The 19,399-nt window shown below is 42.9% G+C and carries 18 protein-coding genes; 15 read left to right on the top strand and 3 right to left on the bottom strand.

Annotated elements, in window-relative coordinates:
* Positions 1-12: 12 nt before the first annotated feature.
* The 14 genes from NSQ83_RS18615 (at position 13) to minJ (ending at position 14,074) form a co-directional block, all read left to right on the top strand.
* On the top strand, positions 13-1,509 hold the full coding sequence (locus NSQ83_RS18615; RefSeq protein ID WP_014481042.1) for a flagellar hook-associated protein 2: 1,497 nt from the start codon (positions 13-15) through the stop codon (positions 1,507-1,509).
* Between the two features lie 21 nt (positions 1,510-1,530).
* Positions 1,531-1,932: a flagellar export chaperone FliS gene (gene fliS / locus NSQ83_RS18610; protein ID WP_003243747.1), complete on the top strand. Its 402-nt coding sequence runs from the start codon at positions 1,531-1,533 to the stop codon at positions 1,930-1,932.
* Positions 1,929-2,270 (top strand): flagella biosynthesis regulatory protein FliT, encoded by a 342-nt coding sequence (fliT, locus tag NSQ83_RS18605; RefSeq protein ID WP_003242603.1) that lies wholly within the window; start codon positions 1,929-1,931, stop codon positions 2,268-2,270. The genes fliS and fliT overlap by 4 nt, the downstream gene beginning before the upstream one ends.
* A gap of 9 nt (positions 2,271-2,279) precedes the next feature.
* A complete protein-coding gene (locus NSQ83_RS18600) occupies positions 2,280-2,657 on the top strand; it encodes a hypothetical protein (protein WP_003244377.1) in 378 nt (125 codons plus the stop codon).
* A 190-nt stretch (positions 2,658-2,847) separates the two neighbouring features.
* The gene (gene hpf, locus NSQ83_RS18595) at positions 2,848-3,417 is read left to right on the top strand and encodes a ribosome hibernation promotion factor (RefSeq protein WP_003228031.1); all 570 of its coding nucleotides are present in this window, start codon (positions 2,848-2,850) and stop codon (positions 3,415-3,417) included.
* Between the two features lie 167 nt (positions 3,418-3,584).
* Positions 3,585-6,110, top strand: coding sequence for a preprotein translocase subunit SecA (gene secA / locus NSQ83_RS18590; RefSeq protein WP_339238753.1), 2,526 nt, complete (start codon positions 3,585-3,587; stop codon positions 6,108-6,110).
* 69 nt (positions 6,111-6,179) lie between these two features.
* Positions 6,180-7,281 (top strand): peptide chain release factor 2 gene (gene prfB / locus NSQ83_RS18585; RefSeq protein WP_010886623.1). Its coding sequence is split into 2 segments (ribosomal slippage): positions 6,180-6,251 and positions 6,253-7,281, totalling 1,101 coding nucleotides; the frame shifts between segments, so codons are not numbered across the junction.
* A gap of 166 nt (positions 7,282-7,447) precedes the next feature.
* The gene (locus tag NSQ83_RS18580) at positions 7,448-8,293 is read left to right on the top strand and encodes a YitT family protein (RefSeq protein WP_015483762.1); all 846 of its coding nucleotides are present in this window, start codon (positions 7,448-7,450) and stop codon (positions 8,291-8,293) included.
* Between the two features lie 48 nt (positions 8,294-8,341).
* A complete protein-coding gene (gene cccB / locus NSQ83_RS18575) occupies positions 8,342-8,680 on the top strand; it encodes a cytochrome c551 (RefSeq protein WP_014481036.1) in 339 nt (112 codons plus the stop codon).
* Between the two features lie 233 nt (positions 8,681-8,913).
* Positions 8,914-9,600 carry a cell division ATP-binding protein FtsE gene (gene ftsE, locus NSQ83_RS18570; protein WP_003228039.1) on the top strand — a complete coding sequence of 229 codons (687 nt, stop codon included), beginning with the start codon at positions 8,914-8,916 and terminating at the stop codon, positions 9,598-9,600.
* Positions 9,593-10,483, top strand: a complete 891-nt coding sequence (gene ftsX, locus NSQ83_RS18565) for a permease-like cell division protein FtsX (RefSeq protein ID WP_015251119.1) — start codon at positions 9,593-9,595, stop codon at positions 10,481-10,483. Before ftsE ends, ftsX begins: the two co-directional genes overlap by 8 nt.
* Before the next feature lie 139 nt (positions 10,484-10,622).
* A complete protein-coding gene (ctpB, locus tag NSQ83_RS18560; protein WP_198878464.1) occupies positions 10,623-12,065 on the top strand; it encodes a carboxy-terminal processing protease CtpB in 1,443 nt (480 codons plus the stop codon).
* 383 nt (positions 12,066-12,448) lie between these two features.
* Complete coding sequence (gene swrA / locus NSQ83_RS18555; protein WP_015251121.1) at positions 12,449-12,802, top strand: swarming motility protein SwrAA; 354 nt, start codon at positions 12,449-12,451, stop codon at positions 12,800-12,802.
* A 78-nt stretch (positions 12,803-12,880) separates the two neighbouring features.
* On the top strand, positions 12,881-14,074 hold the full coding sequence (gene minJ / locus NSQ83_RS18550) for a cell division topological determinant MinJ (RefSeq protein WP_003228042.1): 1,194 nt from the start codon (positions 12,881-12,883) through the stop codon (positions 14,072-14,074).
* 47 nt (positions 14,075-14,121) lie between these two features.
* Here minJ and NSQ83_RS18545 read toward each other — a convergent pair whose 3' ends face one another.
* The 3 genes from NSQ83_RS18545 to NSQ83_RS18535 form a co-directional block, all read right to left on the bottom strand.
* Positions 14,122-15,456 carry an MFS transporter gene (locus tag NSQ83_RS18545; protein ID WP_029725985.1) on the bottom strand — a complete coding sequence of 445 codons (1,335 nt, stop codon included), beginning with the start codon at positions 15,454-15,456 and terminating at the stop codon, positions 14,122-14,124.
* A gap of 30 nt (positions 15,457-15,486) precedes the next feature.
* Entirely contained in the window at positions 15,487-16,056 is a 570-nt protein-coding gene (locus NSQ83_RS18540; protein ID WP_029725984.1) for a TetR/AcrR family transcriptional regulator, read from the bottom strand.
* Positions 16,057-16,131: 75 nt separating this feature from the next.
* Positions 16,132-18,627: a PEP/pyruvate-binding domain-containing protein gene (locus NSQ83_RS18535; protein WP_116315799.1), complete on the bottom strand. Its 2,496-nt coding sequence runs from the start codon at positions 18,625-18,627 to the stop codon at positions 16,132-16,134.
* 446 nt (positions 18,628-19,073) lie between these two features.
* Here NSQ83_RS18535 and NSQ83_RS18530 point away from each other — a divergent pair, with 446 nt between their 5' ends.
* Positions 19,074-19,304 carry a CsbA family protein gene (locus NSQ83_RS18530; protein ID WP_003228053.1) on the top strand — a complete coding sequence of 77 codons (231 nt, stop codon included), beginning with the start codon at positions 19,074-19,076 and terminating at the stop codon, positions 19,302-19,304.
* The last annotated feature ends 95 nt before the right edge of the window (positions 19,305-19,399 follow it).

Genomic DNA, 19,399 nt, shown 5'->3' with positions numbered 1-19,399 from the left:
GAGTGGTTTGAGATGGTCACAAGAATAACAGGTTTGGCGTCAGGAATGGATATAGATGATATTGTATCAAAGCTGATGCAGACAGAAAGAGCCCCGCTTGATAAGCTGAAGCAAAAAAAGCAGACTCTTGAATGGCAGCGTGACAGCTATCGTGAAGTCAATACAAAAATAAAAGAATTGCAAGATTATATGTCTAAAAATACGTTGACATATCCTAGCACGTATCAGAGCAAAACTGTGACAAGCTCTAATGAGTCTGTGTTAACTGCTACAGGAAGCGCAAGTGCACCAAACTCTTCTTCTACTGTTGAAGTGGCGAGCTTGGCAACCGCAGCAACGTATAAGGCAAACAATTATACGGGATACACTCAAGGCGATTACAATTTGGCATTTAACGTTGTTGCGCCTGGCGAAACAACGGCAAAAACAGTGAACATTAGTGTGACGAGCGCCGATACGATTGATAATGTGATTTCTAAACTTAACAGCTCAGATCTAGGAGTATCAGCTTTTAAAGATAAAATTTGGAATGGTACAGAGTACGTAGAAACAATTGCGTTTTCTTCTAAAGCAACAGGTGCAGGGGGCAGTATACAGGCAGCAGACTCTGCTACAGCTGACTTTATGTCCGGTCAGCTTGGTTTTTCTTTGGATGCTGATAATAAGCTCACTGCTTACAAAGAAGGCACAAATGCCAAAGTCACAATCAACGGCTTTGAAATGGAGAAGCTGACAAACAATTTCACGGTGAATGGTGTTACTTACTCGATTAAAAATACAACTGCAGCCACAGGCCCTGTTACCACATCTGTTTCTACTGATGTTGACGGGATTTATAACCAAATCAAAGAGTTTGTAGATAAATACAATGAAATGGTTGACAGCCTGAATGAAAAGCTGAAAGAAGAAAAATACCGAGACTATACTCCGTTGACAAGTGAACAAAAAGAAGCCATGTCCGATAAAGAGGTAGAGCTCTGGGAGGAGAAGGCGAAAAGCGGATTGCTTAGAAATGATTCCAGCATCAGCACCGGCACGAACCAAATGCGGACTGACTTTTATACTCAAGTTAATGCGGATGGGAAAACCTATCAATTGACAGAATTCGGCATAACAACCTCAAGTGCTTACCAAATGCGGGGGCATTTAGAGATTAATGAAGACAAACTGAAAGCCAAAATACAAGAAGATCCGCAAAGCGTTGCCGCTTTATTTACAAGTGGGTCGAACAGCAGCGCCTATAGTGATAAAGGGATTATGAAACGCATCGGTGACACCCTGAAAAGTACGGTGAAGAGCATTGAAGCAAAAGCCGGCAACTCGACAATGGGAACCAATGATTATTCAATCGGTAAAAATTTAAACACGATCAGCACTGATATTACCAAAATGCAGGACCGGTTGACCACAATAGAAAACCGCTATTATTCAAAATTCAGTGCAATGGATTCTGCGATTCAAAAAATGAACGAACAAGCGTCCTATTTATCACAGCTTCTTGTACAATAAATGTAATTTGGAGGATGACACATGGCGATCCAAAATCCATATACAGCCTATCAGCAAAATTCAGTGAATACGGCTACACCCGGGGAGCTGACGCTTATGCTGTATAATGGCTGTTTGAAATTTATAAGACTTGCCGCTCAGGCCATTGAGAATGATGATATGGAACGTAAAAATGAAAATCTGATTAAAGCGCAAAATATTATTCAGGAATTAAATTTTACACTTAACCGTAACATAGAGCTTTCCGCTTCTATGGGTGCGATGTACGATTATATGTATCGCAGATTGGTACAGGCAAATATCAAAAATGATACGGGCATGCTGGCTGAGGTTGAAGGTTATGTAACAGATTTTCGCGATGCTTGGAAACAAGCCATTCAAAGTGAGCGGAAGGACCGGCACGGATCAGGCGGGATCGCATGAATAATATAGATCAACTATACACTGAGACGAAGAGTATGCTGTCACACATACAAAATACGCCGGAAAGCGATGAACTTTTAAAGCAAATTGAAGACTTTGTGGCTACACGGTCTGAACTGATTCAGGAGATATCTCTGCCGCTTTCAGAAGAAGAGCGAAAGCAGATGAAACTTATTTTGACATGGGATCAGCTGATTGTGAAGGAAATGGAAAGACTGAAGCAGTCAATCGCAACAGAACTTCAGCAGATGAAAAGAAAACGTGTGATGCATACGACGTATTTAAACCCTTATAACAACATTACGATTGACGGCACATATTATGACAAGCGTAAATAGGTGAGTGCCTTGAAGAGCATTGAAGATTATACGCTTTTATCAGCTTATTATCATCTTCTTTTTACCATCGAAGAGGGGTTGTGTTATTTGATAGAGGCTGAAGAGAATTTATCAAAAACAGAAGGGGATCGGATCTACCAAGATCTGATCCAAGCCTTTTTTTATTTGGATTCAACACATTCAACACTTCTCTTCATTATGGATTCGCGGTGTGCTGAAATTTGTGTGAAAGCATTTGACCAAATTTTTGCGGAGTTTGATCAATTGGTCTCTTTCTCTTTTCCCTCTCATGAGTTCTGTGAGTATTTAAAGGAACATTTTCTGATTCATTATAGAAAATGGATGCTGTCTATTCATCAATGTATGGAACCCTTTTTAATCAATTAGGCGTGTGTGAGGTATTTGTTTCGTTCAATCAGCATATACATATACCTCCGAACCGCCAATAACAGAGCAAATACAAACAAAATTCGACAAAGTTCACTGAATTTTCACAAAAGATTTATGTTTCAGCAGGAATTGTAAAGGGTAAAAGAGAAATAGATACATATCCTTAATAAAAGGGAGGCGTTCTTTGATGAACTATAACATCAGAGGAGAAAATATTGAAGTGACACCCGCGTTAAAGGATCATGTCGAGAGGAAGATCGGCAAGCTGGAGCGCTATTTTGACCATAGCGTGGATGCTGATGTGAACGTCAACTTGAAGTTTTACAATGACAAGGAGTCTAAGGTTGAGGTTACGATTCCGATGACAGATCTGGCGCTTCGGTCCGAGGTGCATAACGAGGATATGTACAACGCAATTGATCTCGCAACAAACAAACTGGAACGTCAAATCCGTAAGCATAAAACGAAAGTAAACCGTAAATTCCGTGAGCAGGGCTCTCCAAAATATTTATTGGCAAACGGTCTTGGCTCTGATACAGATATTGCGGTTCAGGATGACATAGAAGAGGAGGAGAGCTTGGACATCGTCCGTCAGAAACGCTTTAATTTAAAGCCGATGGATAGTGAAGAAGCTATCTTGCAAATGAATATGCTCGGCCATAATTTCTTTGTTTTCACAAATGCGGAAACAAACCTTACAAATGTCGTGTACCGCAGAAATGACGGGAAATATGGCTTAATTGAACCGACTGAATAATGAAGAGAAGCCTTCCGTGATGTCCGCGGAAGGTTTTTGTTTTTCTTATTTGCAAATTCTTTGGAAATAACAAAAGGTATGATATGATAATGAGAGGTATACATGGACTAGTAAATTATTTATACATGCCTCTAAAATAGGCATGTGATGATAGAGGAGCGTTATAAATGCTTGGAATTTTAAATAAAATGTTTGATCCAACAAAACGTACGCTGAATAGATACGAAAAAATTGCTAACGATATTGATGCGATTCGCGGAGACTATGAAAATCTCTCTGACGACGCATTGAAACATAAAACAATTGAATTTAAAGAGCGTCTTGAAAAAGGGGCGACAACGGATGATCTTCTTGTTGAAGCTTTCGCTGTTGTTCGAGAAGCTTCACGCCGCGTAACAGGCATGTTTCCGTTTAAAGTCCAGCTCATGGGGGGCGTGGCGCTTCATGACGGAAATATAGCGGAAATGAAAACGGGGGAAGGGAAAACATTAACGTCTACCTTGCCTGTTTATTTAAATGCGTTAACCGGTAAAGGCGTACACGTCGTGACTGTCAACGAATACTTGGCAAGCCGTGACGCTGAGCAGATGGGGAAAATTTTCGAGTTTCTCGGTCTGACTGTCGGTTTGAATTTAAACTCAATGTCAAAAGACGAAAAACGGGAAGCTTATGCCGCTGACATTACTTACTCCACAAACAACGAGCTTGGCTTCGACTATTTGCGTGACAATATGGTTCTTTATAAAGAGCAGATGGTTCAGCGCCCGCTTCATTTTGCGGTAATAGATGAAGTTGACTCTATTTTAATTGATGAAGCAAGAACACCGCTTATCATTTCTGGACAAGCTGCCAAATCCACTAAGCTGTACGTACAGGCAAATGCTTTTGTCCGCACGTTAAAAGCGGAGAAGGATTACACGTACGATATCAAAACAAAAGCTGTACAGCTTACTGAAGAAGGAATGACGAAGGCGGAAAAAGCATTCGGCATCGATAACCTCTTTGATGTGAAGCATGTCGCGCTCAACCACCATATCAACCAGGCCTTAAAAGCTCACGTTGCGATGCAAAAGGACGTTGACTATGTAGTGGAAGACGGACAGGTTGTTATTGTTGATTCCTTCACGGGACGTCTGATGAAAGGCCGCCGCTACAGTGAGGGGCTTCACCAAGCGATTGAAGCGAAGGAAGGGCTTGAGATTCAAAACGAAAGCATGACCTTGGCGACGATTACGTTCCAAAACTACTTCCGGATGTACGAAAAACTTGCCGGTATGACGGGTACAGCTAAGACAGAGGAAGAAGAATTCCGCAACATCTACAACATGCAGGTTGTTACGATCCCTACCAACAGGCCTGTTGTCCGTGATGACCGACCGGATTTAATTTACCGCACGATGGAAGGAAAGTTTAAGGCAGTTGCGGAGGAGGTCGCACAGCGTTACATGACGGGACAGCCTGTTCTCGTCGGTACGGTTGCCGTTGAAACATCTGAATTGATTTCTAAGCTGCTTAAAAACAAAGGAATTCCGCATCAAGTGTTAAATGCCAAAAACCATGAACGTGAAGCGCAGATCATTGAAGAGGCCGGCCAAAAAGGCGCAGTTACGATTGCGACTAACATGGCGGGGCGCGGAACGGACATTAAGCTTGGCGAAGGTGTAAAAGAGCTTGGCGGGCTCGCTGTTGTCGGAACAGAACGACATGAATCACGCCGGATTGACAATCAGCTTCGAGGTCGTTCCGGACGTCAGGGAGACCCGGGGATTACTCAATTTTATCTTTCTATGGAAGATGAATTGATGCGCAGATTCGGAGCTGAGCGGACAATGGCGATGCTGGACCGCTTCGGCATGGACGACTCTACTCCAATCCAAAGCAAAATGGTATCTCGCGCGGTAGAATCGTCTCAAAAACGCGTCGAAGGCAATAACTTCGATTCGCGTAAACAGCTTCTGCAATATGATGATGTTCTCCGCCAGCAGCGTGAGGTCATCTATAAGCAGCGCTTTGAAGTCATTGACTCTGAAAACCTGCGTGAAATCGTTGAAAATATGATCAAGTCTTCTCTCGAACGCGCAATTGCAGCCTATACGCCAAGAGAAGAGCTTCCTGAGGAGTGGAAGCTTGACGGTCTAGTTGAGCTTGTCAACACGACTTATCTTGATGAAGGCGCACTTGAGAAGAGCGACATCTTCGGCAAAGAGCCGGATGAAATGCATGAGCTCATCATGGACCGCATCATGACCAAATATGATGAAAAAGAAGAAAAATTCGGCGAAGAACAAATGCGTGAATTCGAGAAAGTTATCGTGCTTCGGGCCGTTGATTCCAAATGGATGGATCATATCGATGCGATGGATCAGCTTCGCCAAGGGATTCACCTTCGTGCTTATGCGCAGACGAACCCGCTTCGTGAGTATCAAATGGAAGGCTTTGCGATGTTTGAGCATATGATTGAATCAATTGAGGACGAAGTCGCAAAATTTGTGATGAAAGCTGAGATTGAAAACAATCTGGAGCGAGAAGAGGTTGTACAAGGCCAAACCACAGCCCATCAGCCGCAAGAAGGCGATGATAACAAAAAAGCAAAGAAAGCACCGGTTCGCAAAGTGGTTGATATCGGCCGAAATGCCCCATGCCACTGCGGAAGCGGGAAAAAATACAAAAATTGCTGCGGCCGTACTGAATAGTTCGCCCCGGCAAGTTTACCGACCGCGGCGCCTGCAGGCGCCTGCGGATCTTTTAATGAGGTGAATGAAATGGAATTATCAGAAATTAGAGCAGAGCTCGAAAATATGGCTTCTCGTTTAGCGGACTTTAGGGGGTCTCTTTGACCTCGAATCAAAGGAGGCCCGCATTGCTGAGCTAGATGAACAAATGGCTGATCCGGAATTCTGGAATGATCAGCAAAAAGCTCAAACGGTTATAAATGAAGCAAACGGTTTAAAGGATTATGTCAATTCGTATAAAAAATTGAATGAATCCCACGAAGAATTACAAATGACTCATGATCTTTTGAAAGAAGAGCCGGACACTGATCTCCAGCTTGAGCTTGAAAAAGAACTAAAATCATTAACAAAAGAGTTCAATGAGTTTGAGCTTCAGCTTCTTCTCAGCGAGCCGTATGATAAAAATAACGCGATTTTAGAACTGCACCCTGGTGCTGGCGGTACAGAGTCACAGGACTGGGGCTCTATGCTTCTTAGAATGTATACAAGATGGGGAGAGCGCCGCGGCTTTAAAGTAGAAACACTCGATTACCTTCCAGGTGACGAGGCGGGAATCAAGTCAGTGACATTGCTCATCAAAGGACACAACGCTTACGGGTATCTCAAAGCAGAAAAAGGTGTCCATCGTCTTGTGCGGATCTCACCATTTGACTCATCAGGCCGCCGCCACACATCTTTCGTTTCATGTGAAGTCATGCCTGAATTTAACGATGAAATTGATATTGATATTCGTACGGAGGATATTAAAGTTGACACGTACCGTGCAAGCGGCGCGGGCGGACAGCACGTCAATACGACGGATTCAGCTGTTCGGATTACTCACTTGCCGACGAACGTAGTTGTGACATGCCAAACGGAGCGCTCACAAATTAAAAACCGTGAAAGAGCCATGAAAATGCTGAAGGCCAAGCTGTATCAGCGCAGAATTGAAGAGCAGCAGGCAGAGCTGGATGAAATTCGCGGTGAACAAAAAGAAATCGGCTGGGGCAGCCAAATCCGTTCTTATGTATTCCATCCGTATTCCATGGTAAAAGACCATCGGACCAATACAGAAATGGGGAACGTTCAAGCTGTAATGGATGGTGACATTGATACGTTTATTGATGCCTACCTGCGTTCTAAGCTTTCATAAGCTGAAAAACACACCTGATGCATACGGGTGTGTTTTTTTTATTCCTTATATCCTTGATTTCACTGCTGCTTTAGCATATTACCACTTTATTTGGGTGTTATTTACATCTAATCAGGGAAGGATTAAAATGCTATCGGAGAGCATTGGAAGAAACGGAGGATATATGATGGACGTACGGAATAAAACATTGTGGATTTTGCGGGATTATGTATACATATTGTTAGGAGCAGCGATTACGGCCGTGTCCTTTAATGTATTTTTGCTTCCGAACAAGATTGCCGCCGGCGGTGTCAGCGGGATCAGTACGATTTTACAATCATATGGTTTTGAAGCAGCGTATGTACAGTGGATTATTAATATCCCTTTATTTATTGCTGGCGTCATTTTGCTCGGCGGGAAATTTGGACTAAAGACGCTTGCAGGTTCTGTGTTTTTGCCGCTAGTAGTGTTTCTGACAAGGGATATTCAGCCCGCCACTCATCATGAACTCTTGGCGGCGATTTTTGGCGGTGTCGGGATAGGTATCGGAATTGGTATTGTGTACTTAGGGAAAGGATCGACGGGAGGAACAGCCTTGGCTGCACAGATCATTCATAAGTACTCCGGTCTGTCATTGGGGAAGTGTCTCGCCATCATTGACGGAATGATCGTTGTTACGGCTATGATTGTATTTAATATTGAGCAAGGCTTATATGCCATGCTTGGCGTCTATGTGTCCAGCAAAACCATTGATGTTGTGCAAGTCGGCTTTAATCGTTCAAAAATGGCGCTCATCATTACAAAGCAGGAGCAGGCTGTCAAGGAGGCTGTCTTACAGAAGATTGACAGAGGCGTGACAAAAATTTCTGCAGTCGGCGGATATACTGACGATGACCGTCCGATTTTAATGTGCGTGGTTGGGCAAACTGAATTCACCAAATTGAAACAAATCGTCAAACAGATTGATGAGTCAGCTTTTGTGATTGTAGCAGACGCGAGCGAGGTGCTGGGCGAGGGTTTCAAACGCGCTTAAACGAGGTTATAATATGGAAGAGATCGTAAAGGAGTTGTGCTTCTCAACATGAAATCAAAGTTATCGATACTAATGATTGGATTTGCGCTTTCTGTTCTGTTGGCTGCCTGCGGATCAAACGATGCAAAAGAAGAGAAGACAGACACTGGCAGCAAGACGGAAGCCACTGCATCTGAAGGGGAAGAATTATATCAGCAAAGCTGCGTAGGCTGCCACGGCAAGGATTTAGAAGGTGTGTCAGGGCCTAATCTCCAAGAGGTCGGAGGCAAATACGATGAACACAAAATTGAAAGCATTATTAAAAACGGCCGCGGCAATATGCCAAAGGGGCTTGTAGAGGATAACGAAGCCGCTGTTATTGCCAAATGGCTGTCAGAAAAAAAGTAAGATAAAAACATCCTTGCCGAGTGCTGGCAAGGATGTTTTTATGCCTTGACAATATGAATGAAAAGAAACTGTAATAGTATTATGTCTAAATTTGACGTATAATGAAGTGTATTGAAAAAGGGAACTTTCAGATTTTTCATCTTTTTACAAATGAATGGGTCATAAATTGTCGAATGCATTCGAAGAGTATGACCGTGTGATAGATAAAATGATATAAAAGATTAGGTGATTTCATGATAGAGATGAAGGAAGTATATAAAGCCTATCCGAACGGCGTAAAAGCGCTCAATGGGATTTCTGTTACCATTCATCCCGGCGAGTTTGTGTATGTTGTTGGTCCGAGCGGAGCAGGTAAATCTACTTTTATTAAAATGATTTACAGAGAAGAAAAACCGACAAAAGGACAAATTTTAATCAATCATAAAGATCTCGCGACAATTAAAGAAAAAGAGATTCCTTTCGTGCGCCGAAAAATAGGCGTTGTCTTTCAAGATTTCAAGCTTCTTCCGAAACTTACTGTTTTTGAAAATGTGGCATTTGCCCTTGAAGTGATTGGAGAACAGCCGTCTGTCATTAAGAAACGGGTGCTTGAAGTGCTTGATCTCGTGCAGCTGAAGCATAAAGCGCGACAATTTCCTGACCAGCTTTCAGGCGGGGAGCAGCAGCGTGTATCTATTGCAAGATCAATTGTGAACAACCCTGATGTTGTCATTGCTGATGAACCGACAGGAAACCTTGATCCGGATACGTCTTGGGAAGTCATGAAGACGCTGGAGGAAATTAACAACCGCGGGACAACAGTCGTGATGGCGACACATAATAAAGAAATCGTAAACACCATGAAGAAACGTGTCATTGCAATCGAAGATGGTATCATTGTGCGTGATGAGTCAAGAGGGGAGTATGGTTCATATGATTAAAATTCTCGGGCGCCACTTGCGTGAGAGTTTTAAATCTCTCGGGAGAAACACATGGATGACATTTGCATCCATTAGTGCTGTAACCGTTACGCTGATTTTAGTCGGCGTGTTTTTAGTGATTATGCTGAATTTGAATAACATGGCCACGAATGCAGAAAAACAAGTCGAAATCAAAGTGCTGGTTGATCTGACTGCAGATCAGAAGGCACAGGACAAGCTTCAGAACGATATTAAGGAACTGAAGGGCATTCAGAGTGTCACTTTTTCATCTAAAGAAAAAGAGCTTGACCAGCTGGTTGACAGTTTTGGTGACAGCGGAAAATCCCTGACAATGAAGGATCAGGAAAACCCGCTTAATGATGCGTTTGTCGTCAAAACGACAGATCCGCATGATACGCCGAACGTGGCGAAAAAGATCGAAAAAATGGATCATGTTTATAAAGTCACTTATGGAAAAGAAGAGGTCAGCCGTTTGTTTAAAGTGGTCGGCGTTTCCCGCAACATCGGAATCGCGTTAATTATCGGCCTGGTATTTACGGCGATGTTCTTAATTTCCAACACCATTAAAATTACAATTTTCGCAAGAAGAAAAGAAATTGAAATCATGAAGCTTGTCGGCGCGACAAACTGGTTTATCCGCTGGCCGTTTTTCCTTGAAGGATTGCTGCTAGGCGTATTCGGTTCTGTGATTCCGATTGCACTGGTGCTGAGCACTTACCAATACGTCATCGGATGGGTCGTTCCAAAGGTTCAAGGATCATTTGTCTCTCTTCTTCCTTATAATCCATTTGTATTCCAAGTTTCGCTAGTGCTGATTGCAATCGGCGCAGTAATTGGAGTATGGGGAAGTCTGACTTCCATCCGCAAGTTTTTGCGAGTATAAAGTGAAAAAGCCGTTCCGTTTTCGGGACGGCTTTTCATTTGCCTTCTTTTTCTTCTATGATTACATGAAATCTCCATCCTTTACATATACTATCTCTAGGTTTTGGTAAAGACAGTCTGGCATACAGGAGGAGTAAAGGATGAATCAAAAAATAATGGCTGTGATAGCAGCAGGGAGCATGCTGTTCGGAGGCGCCGGTGTATATGCGGGAATCAACCTGCTTGAGATGGATAAGCCCCAGACTGCAGCAGTTCCCGCGACGGCACAAGCTGACTCTGAACGGGATAAAGCTATGGACAAAATCGAAAAAGCGTATGAGTTAATTTCGAATGAGTACGTAGAAAAAGTAGATAGAGAAAAGCTGCTCGAGGGAGCCATCCAGGGAATGCTGTCTACGCTAAATGATCCTTATTCTGTTTACATGGACAAGCAGACAGCTAAGCAATTTTCTGATTCTCTTGATTCCTCATTTGAAGGCATCGGGGCTGAGGTTGGCATGGAAGACGGCAAAATTATTATTGTTTCCCCATTCAAGAAATCGCCAGCGGAAAAAGCCGGGTTGAAGCCTAATGATGAAATTATCAGCATCAATGGAGAATCGATGGCTGGCAAGGATTTAAACCACGCTGTGTTAAAAATAAGAGGAAAAAAAGGGTCCAGCGTTTCAATGAAGATTCAGCGGCCTGGAACGAAGAAGCAGCTGTCATTCCGGATCAAGAGAGCTGAGATTCCGCTCGAAACGGTTTTTGCATCAGAGAAAAAAGTACAGGAGCATTCTGTCGGATATATCGCCATCTCTACTTTTTCTGAGCACACCGCAGAGGATTTTGCAAAAGCGCTGAGGGAGCTTGAGAAAAAAGAAATAGAAGGACTTGTCATTGATGTACGCGGCAACCCGGGCGGATATCTTCAAAGTGTGGAAGAAATTCTTAAGCATTTCGTTACAAAGGACCAGCCGTATATTCAGATTGCTGAACGCAATGGAGATAAAAAACGTTATTTTTCAACATTGACCCATAAAAAAGCGTACCCTGTCAATGTGATTACGGATAAAGGAAGTGCCTCTGCATCAGAAATTCTTGCCGGCGCATTAAAGGAAGCTGGCCATTATGATGTTGTAGGCGATACGTCTTTTGGAAAGGGAACGGTTCAACAGGCTGTGCCAATGGGGGACGGCAGCAACATCAAATTAACGCTTTACAAGTGGCTGACGCCAAATGGAAATTGGATTCATAAGAAAGGAATTGAACCGACCATTGCGATTAAGCAGCCCGATTATTTTTCTGCCGGGCCCTTACAGCTGAAAGAGCCGCTTAAAGTGGACATGAACAATGAAGACGTCAAGCATGCGCAGGTATTGTTAAAAGGTCTCAGCTTTGATCCGGGACGTGAGGATGGCTATTTCAGCAAAGACATGAAAAAAGCGGTTATGGCTTTTCAGGATCAAAACAAGCTGAATAAAACCGGTGTGATCGACACTCGCACTGCAGAGACATTAAATCAGCAGATAGAAAAGAAAAAATCAGATGAAAAAAATGATTTGCAGCTTCAAACAGCATTGAAATCATTATTTGTCAATTAAAGGAGATGGTATTCCATCTCCTGTTTCTTTGTGCTTAAAGAGATTATGGATCATAAGTCACATAAAAAATGAGTTTTTGACAAGAAATTAAAAAAATTTTCACAAATAAACATTTATAAAGGACTGTTATTACCCGATATCAATATATGAGAGAGACTTTCTAACGAGTTAATATGCATTTAAAATGAAACTTTTGCAAGTTGCCTAGTCTTTGTTTACTTCATACAATATAAGAAGGTTCTAAAAAGAACAGTAATCAGGTTAATGGCAGCTGAACGACAGGTATTTAAAGAGTAACGTTAGCGAGAATGCTTGTTAGCACTCCAGTACTGCTGCTTATACTGGCCCGTGCTTATCTGTATAAAGAAAATGGGGGTTCACAATTGAAGAGGGCAAGTATTGTGCGTGAAAAAAAATATTATGAATTAGTGGAACAATTAAAAGACAGAACACAAGACGTAACATTTTCAGCTACAAAAGCACTAAGTCTTCTTATGCTGTTCAGCAGATATTTGGTCAATTACACCAATGTCGAATCAGTAAATGACATTAATGAGGAATGCGCCAAACATTATTTTAACTACTTAATGAAAAACCATAAGCGATTAGGAATTAATCTGACAGATATAAAAAGGTCGATGCATCTAATCAGCGGGTTATTGGATGTGGATGTAAACCACTATTTAAAGGATTTTTCACTATCGAATGTCACGCTGTGGATGACGCAAGAGAGATAAACTCTCCTGAGGATATCCAAGCCATTTAATATTTGATAGAATATGAGTAACATGTTTGGCTTGAGGCGGTGAGAGATAGTGTCTGTTCAATGGGGAATTGAACTGTTAAAAAGCGCGGGCTTGTTCTTCTTACACCCGCTTTTCTGGTTTTTTATCATCATAACCCTGGCTTTCGGCTATGTAAGAATCAAACGGGAACGAAAAACCTTTCATACAAGAATAGCAGATATTTATGATGATCTGAAATTTACATATACAAAGGGACTGATTCCAGGTCTTCTTTTGTCAGTTATTTTAGGTGGACTCGGAATATCGATTCCTCTCGGTTTACTTGCGATTATTGCCGTTATCACTGCAGCGGCAGCGTTCACTCTTCGCGCAAACTGGATGTCTGCTGCATATATCGTCAGTGTGAGTATGCTGATAGGTTTTGGACTGCAAATATATCAGGCGGAGCCCTTTCTAGAGAGATTTCCGCAAGGATTTGCAGTTGTTTGGCCGGCTGTGGCTGTGTTTCTAGGTTTGCTGATTATCACTGAAGGAGCGGTTGCTTATCGTTCTGCGCATGTGAGAACATCACCGGCACTTGTCGTAAGCAGCCGCGGTTTGCCGATCGGACAGCAGCTGGCAAACCGGGTTTGGCTTTTGCCGCTGTTCCTTCTCGTGCCCGGTAATGGTTTAGAATCGCACCTTAGCTGGTGGCCCGTGTTTACTGTTCCCGGCGGCTCATTCCATTTTCTATGGATTCCTTACTTTGTCGGATTTGGACAAAGGGTACAGGGATCGCTGCCTGAAACGAGTATAAGGATCACAGCGAAACGCGTTTGTATTCTCGGTCTTGCTGTCGCAGTTCTCGGTGCAGCGAGCTTACTGTGGACGCCGCTTGCGGGTGCAGCGGTCTGTACTGCTTTGTTAGGGCGTATTTTTCTGTCCATAAAGCAAAGAGTGAATGATAACGCGGCTCCGTTTTATTTCTCGAAAAGGGATCAGGGCTTAATGGTGCTTGGGATTATCCCCAATACGCCGGCTGAGGATCTGGAATTGAAAATCGGGGAAATCATAACGAAAGTCAATGGCATACCGGTTAAGAACGTTTCTGATTTCTATGAAGCGCTTCAGCATAACCGTGCATATGTAAAGCTTGAAATTATCGGTTTGAATGGAGAAATTCGTTTTGACCAGCGAGCTTCTTATGAAGGAGAACATCATGAATTGGGCATCCTCTTCGTAAAGGATGACCGTGAAGACGAAGCAGCCGCTTCTGGATCATAAAAGGCAGCCCGGCACCGCAGGAAGATGCGATGCCGGGCTGTTTTGCGTTACGCTGAGTTTTTTTCTATCCGTGCCGTTTCATCAGATTTGATGCCCAATGAAACAAAAACGCCGATGATGGATACAGCAAAGAGAATCATAAATAGGATGTGATATCCCGAAATCAGGCCAATTAAGGCTGATGAAATGATGCTTCCGAAATAACGGAAGGTCGAGAAAATCCCGGATGCCACTCCTGACATACCGGGGTCTACTGTGGCAAGGGATGACACCTGCATGCTGGTCAGGCCGACTCCGGAAGCGAGCCCGCCAAGGATAAGAGAGAGCATGAGAAACAAGACAGAATGCGAGCTGCTTAACAGCAAAAATAATAGATTCGCACCAGCCATCATGGCAAATGAAAGAAAAATGATTTTTTTGGCTCCCCATTTGTGATGGAGCTGCGCGCCCACCCAGTTGCTGGCTGACATGAAGATCGAAAATACAGAAAGCGCCATCCCGCTGTTAGATGTATTAAGCCCAAATTGGTTCGTCATAAATAACGGCATAATCAATAAGACGGCATACATCATCAAATTGCTTAACAAGACTGATAGATTCGCATTTGTAAAGGTTGAGCTTTTAAACAGTGCAAAGTCAATGATGGGGTGCTGGGTACGTTTTTCTCTTCTGAAAAACAGCGGAACAAAAAGAAGTATCAATACACTGTATACCGCATATCCCCACGGAGCCTCATTTTTCGTCAGCAGGATAATTGAAACGATGCTGCCTGCAAGCAAGAGAGAGCCGATGATATCCAGCGGCGCGTCAGATTTATTTTCTTTATATTGAGGAAACATCGTTAATGCCGTAAATAAAGCAATGGCGAGGAACGGGATGTTGACCCAAAAAATCGAATGCCAGCTGAAGCTGTCAATCAGTATAGAGCCGATAAAAGGCCCGAGTGCTGCACCAAGTCCCGCGCCCAGTCCGAAAAATCCAAACACTTTCGGTAGGCGTTTTTCAGAAACAACATGCCGGATAATGGCAATGCTGTTTGGCGTAAGCAATGCCCCGCCGACAGCCTGCAATGCCCGAAAAACAATTAACAGGAGCAGACTCGGTGAAAGGGCGCAGCCTAGAGATGCGATTAGAAAAAGGCCGACTCCCCATAAGTACATTGTTTTATTGCCGTACATGTCACCGAGCTTTCCTGCAATCGGCTGTGTGACTGCCATCACGATTAAATAAACGGTAACCACCCAAGTGATGCTTGCGATGGACTCGTTATACGTATGGGAAATAGATGAGAGCGCGACCGCGATCATCGTTGAGTTAATGGGAACCAGAATGGCCCCCAATAATAGCGAGACGATCAGCGCCCATTCTTTTCTTGAGCTCATTGGGATCCTCCTTTTTATTATGCCAAGGAGTTAATCAGCAGAAATTCCTTTGACAAATAGAGCTGTGCTATGCTCCAGCATTTTTTCCTGGGGCATTGATATGACCCGGTCTCCTAAGTGGAGACGGTGAATGAAATAACCGAAGATAATCGACATGAACACGTCGGCATGCTCCGCTTCATTTCTTGTCTGAATAACCCCTTTCTCACCCATCGTTTTGAGATAATCAACCAATAGCTGTTTCATAGATTGGGGATATTCAGTGACGTGGTTAATGACATCCTGAAACATGGCCGGTTCACGAAAGCTGATTTTAATGATATCTTTTCTATGTTCGAGCTCCTCCAAGAGACAGGTTCCGATATGAAGCAGGTCTTTGTACAAATCCCCTTCTGTTTGTTCCAAAATGCTGCCTCTGTTTGAAGAATGCTGAGAAAGCAAAGCCTCAACTAGTCCTTGTTTGTTTTTAAAGTTCCTGAAAATCGTCGCTTCACTTACATTTGCTTTTTCTGCAATTTCTTTTGTAGTCGTTGCGCGATATCCTTTTTTGACGAGCAGCTGCATGGCAGCATCAAGGATTCTCTTGTTTGTCGGTCTCAATACGTTTCACCTCACGAATATACTGGCAGGACAAGTATACACCCGCCCCGCTTGTATAAGAAAGAGGGGGACGCATCAGGACCGGCTGACAACTGTGATTTTGCCGCTGCTTCCGTCAACAGTGATGATGTCACCGTCTCGCAGTCTTTCGGTTGCCGTGCGTGTGCCGAGAACGGCTGGAATGCCGTATTCACGGGCAATAATCGCAGCGTGAGACAAAATGCCGCCTGTGTCTGTAATAATCGCTTTGGCGTCTTGAAACAGGCTGGTCCATAGCGGTGTGGTCATCTTGCAAACGAGTACGTCTCCAGGCGCGAATTGAGAAAATTCATTGGCGTCCCGAATGATTTTCACCGGACCTGTCGCAATGCCGCTTGATGCCGCAATGCCAAAAATATGATTCTCTGTGTTTTTTTCATCCTCTATCACAGCGCCGACAATTTCTTCAGCTGCTTTGAGCTGTTCTTTTGTCGGGGTGCCGAGGTAGGCCGGGGCTTGGGCCAGCTCATACTCATGAAAAATCTGTCTGCGTTTTTCAGCCTTTTCTTGCAGGGATACAGGGTGAAGAAGCGCTTGTTCCACTTCGTCATCATATAAGAACCAAAGGTCCTCACGATCTTGAATGACACCGTTTTCCGCCAGCAATTCACCTATCTTCAGCAGAAAGATTCTCGCCTTGGCATCCAGCATGGCGTCAATATAAAAGTGGTGATCATCTTTTATATTTGCAGAGTTCAGTGTCCATTGATAATAGCGGTCAAATTCGGTGCGTAAACCGGGATCTTCTATGTTTTCCAAGAATTCATTGTATAATTTCTCTCGTTTTTCTTTCGTTTTCTGAAATTCATTGTCAAAATGATAGCCATTACGGACATAATTTTGAATATTGGCCAGAGCGAAATACGGATTTTCCACCCAGATTTGTTCAATCAGATCATGACTTTTAACAGATCTCCATCCGTATTCTTGCAAGAATTCATGGACGTTCTTCAGGAAGTGTCTTCCCTCATCTGTTTGTTCCAATTTCTCCTGGAGTTGTTCAGGCTTGTTGTTTTCAAAAATGGCCAGAAGGTTCGGGTTCTCCTGAACTTCCACAGAAAATAGCCATAAGCAACGGTCCGTTTCCAGTGATTTGTTCATTTTTCCTGTCAGCATCTCGTAAAAATGAGCGTTTTCGGACTCTCCTTGAATGTCCTGATACATCGCTTGCAGTTTGTTTGTTAAAAGGATTTGCGGGAAAACGATATTAAAGTGCTCTTCATAAGCCGTGAGATAAAAGGCCTTTAGTTTTTGAAAAGCTTCCAGTGCGCTTTCTGCGGTATGCTCAGTTTGTGCGAGCTGGTCCAGTGTCCGGTAAAAAGGGAGGTATGTGTGATTGATGATGTCATACATATGCTCCGATAAAATCGGGAAAAGCTCTTTGCCACAGTCTTCAGAAGGAGGCTGCTGTCCGCCTTGGTTTTTGGAATAAATATGTCCGCGATAAAGTTTTACTTCATCAACAACTACACCAATCGGAAACTTTTGCATGCTCTTCTTCAAGCCATATTCCAATGCCGGCACGATGAAGGATGAAAATAACGGACTCACCGGACCTTCAATATTAGACTCCATGTTAAGCCAGAAATCATTCATATCAGTGTCGGTAATCATGAAGCTGCGTTTTTCTTCTGCCGCTTTTTTGTCCTGATCAATGGTTGTAATCGGGCGAGCTTGCAGAAGGTATATTTGATGATCAGCAATTCCAAATTCTATATCAACAGGATATCCGTACAGGTCTTCGGTTTTTTTTGTGATTTCAGCCAATTCAATCACTTGTTCATCTGTAAGGCAAAAACGGCTGCGCATGTCTTCACTCGTTTCTTTTTCAGCAATTCCTTCTGCCGCAGACTCCATGTAGATTTCCTTTGCACCTATTTCTTTCTGAATCTCAAACGAAGATTTATTAACAATGAACGTGTCTGGGGTAACACTTCCTGAAACAACAGCTTCACCCAACCCGTAGCTGGCGCTGATTAAAAGCTCTCTATCATCATGGGTAACAGGGTTGCGGCTGAAGATAACACCTGACATTTCTGAATCGATCAGCCCCTGAACGACTATTCCCATTAACGGCTCTGCGATTTGATTGTTCATTTTTTTCTTATAGCTGCTGACCCGCCCAGAAAAAAATGAGGCCCAGCATTCTTTCACTTTAGCCAGAAACTCTTCCTCTGTTTTGATATTTAAGTAGGTTTCATATTGACCCGCGAATGAGGCGCCTTCTAAATCTTCCGAAGCAGACGAAGAACGCACGGCTACGGATCGATATGATTCTCTAAGCTTATAAAAGGAACTAGTCAGCTCATCTTTCAGCTCATCCGAAAATGTTCCGGAAATGATCCCGCCTTCGACGTTTTCACTAGTCTCTTGAAGCTGGTTGTCCTCCATAAAACGTGCGAGCGCATTCGTTTGAATAATAAACCCGTCCGGAACAGGAAGACCGTGTTTGGTCAATTTAATCAAATTCATTCCTTTTGCTCCAGCCAGCTGGCTGGACTCTTCTGCCTGGCGAAATAAAACAGAATACATATTTGAAACCCCTCTTTTCTTCATTCATTTTGTTTTTCTCTCTAGTCTTTTTATTGCGGAGCCTGTGTTTTAAAAAATGATAGTAAACACTATCATTCAATTGTAGGTTTTCAGGAAAATGCTGTCAAACGCAGAAAGTCCTAAATAAAATGAATAGTTAAGTTAGTTAGATTATCATGAAAAATGCGGCCGTACTGGTACTGTATGCCTATTTTCTTTTATTCTCGGAATCTGGCGGCGGACTTGATGATGTAATAAAAAAAGTGCCGCTGATTAGAACAGCGGCACCATGGAATAAGTTTTGACCGGCACCAAAATGCAAATATGGTGATTGATTTTGGCTGAAAAGGGGTATGGTGTAGTAGAGGGAGCGAATGCACGATTGTCCGATTCTTCATTTTTTACTATAATCAGATCAGATGAAGAATCCCTGAGGAGGGTTTTTGTTGATTACAAAAGCCGTTTTTGCATTGTTTTTCCCTTTTATGCTTGTTGTTCTATTTACTAGAGTCACCTTTAATCATTATGTGGCGATCGCTTTAACAGCTGCATTGCTGTTTGCCTCTTATTTAAAAGGCTATACAGAAACGTATTTTATTGTAGGATTGGATGTTGTGTCTCTTGTGGCTGGCGGACTGTATATGGCCAAAAAAGCTGCAGAGAAAAAAGAAGAATAAATCGGACATAATGAATATAAAGACCGAATACCTGCTTTTACGTTTTAAAAGCAGGTTTTTTATACACAAAAACAGCTGGAAATAAAAAACCACCG

It is taken from the genome of Bacillus sp. PS217 (genome assembly GCF_037963535.1).
Classification (GTDB): Bacteria; Bacillota; Bacilli; order Bacillales; family Bacillaceae; genus Bacillus; species Bacillus subtilis.
The sequence above is the reverse complement of the archived record's forward strand: the minus strand, read 5'-3'. Positions and strand labels throughout refer to the sequence as shown.

What these genes read in the sequence shown, in the direction of transcription:
- ctpB (WP_198878464.1), top strand. Translation starts at nt 10,623, where the DNA reads ATGAATCAAAAAATAATGGCTGTGATAGCAGCAGGGAGCATGCTGTTC.
- ftsE (WP_003228039.1), top strand. Translation starts at nt 8,914, where the DNA reads ATGATAGAGATGAAGGAAGTATATAAAGCCTATCCGAACGGCGTAAAA.
- cccB (WP_014481036.1), top strand. Translation starts at nt 8,342, where the DNA reads ATGAAATCAAAGTTATCGATACTAATGATTGGATTTGCGCTTTCTGTT.
- NSQ83_RS18535 (WP_116315799.1), bottom strand. Translation starts at nt 18,627, where the DNA reads ATGTATTCTGTTTTATTTCGCCAGGCAGAAGAGTCCAGCCAGCTGGCT.
- hpf (WP_003228031.1), top strand. Translation starts at nt 2,848, where the DNA reads ATGAACTATAACATCAGAGGAGAAAATATTGAAGTGACACCCGCGTTA.
- ftsX (WP_015251119.1), top strand. Translation starts at nt 9,593, where the DNA reads ATGATTAAAATTCTCGGGCGCCACTTGCGTGAGAGTTTTAAATCTCTC.
- NSQ83_RS18545 (WP_029725985.1), bottom strand. Translation starts at nt 15,456, where the DNA reads ATGAGCTCAAGAAAAGAATGGGCGCTGATCGTCTCGCTATTATTGGGG.
- NSQ83_RS18615 (WP_014481042.1), top strand. Translation starts at nt 13, where the DNA reads ATGGTCACAAGAATAACAGGTTTGGCGTCAGGAATGGATATAGATGAT.
- secA (WP_339238753.1), top strand. Translation starts at nt 3,585, where the DNA reads ATGCTTGGAATTTTAAATAAAATGTTTGATCCAACAAAACGTACGCTG.
- fliS (WP_003243747.1), top strand. Translation starts at nt 1,531, where the DNA reads ATGGCGATCCAAAATCCATATACAGCCTATCAGCAAAATTCAGTGAAT.
- fliT (WP_003242603.1), top strand. Translation starts at nt 1,929, where the DNA reads ATGAATAATATAGATCAACTATACACTGAGACGAAGAGTATGCTGTCA.
- NSQ83_RS18580 (WP_015483762.1), top strand. Translation starts at nt 7,448, where the DNA reads ATGGACGTACGGAATAAAACATTGTGGATTTTGCGGGATTATGTATAC.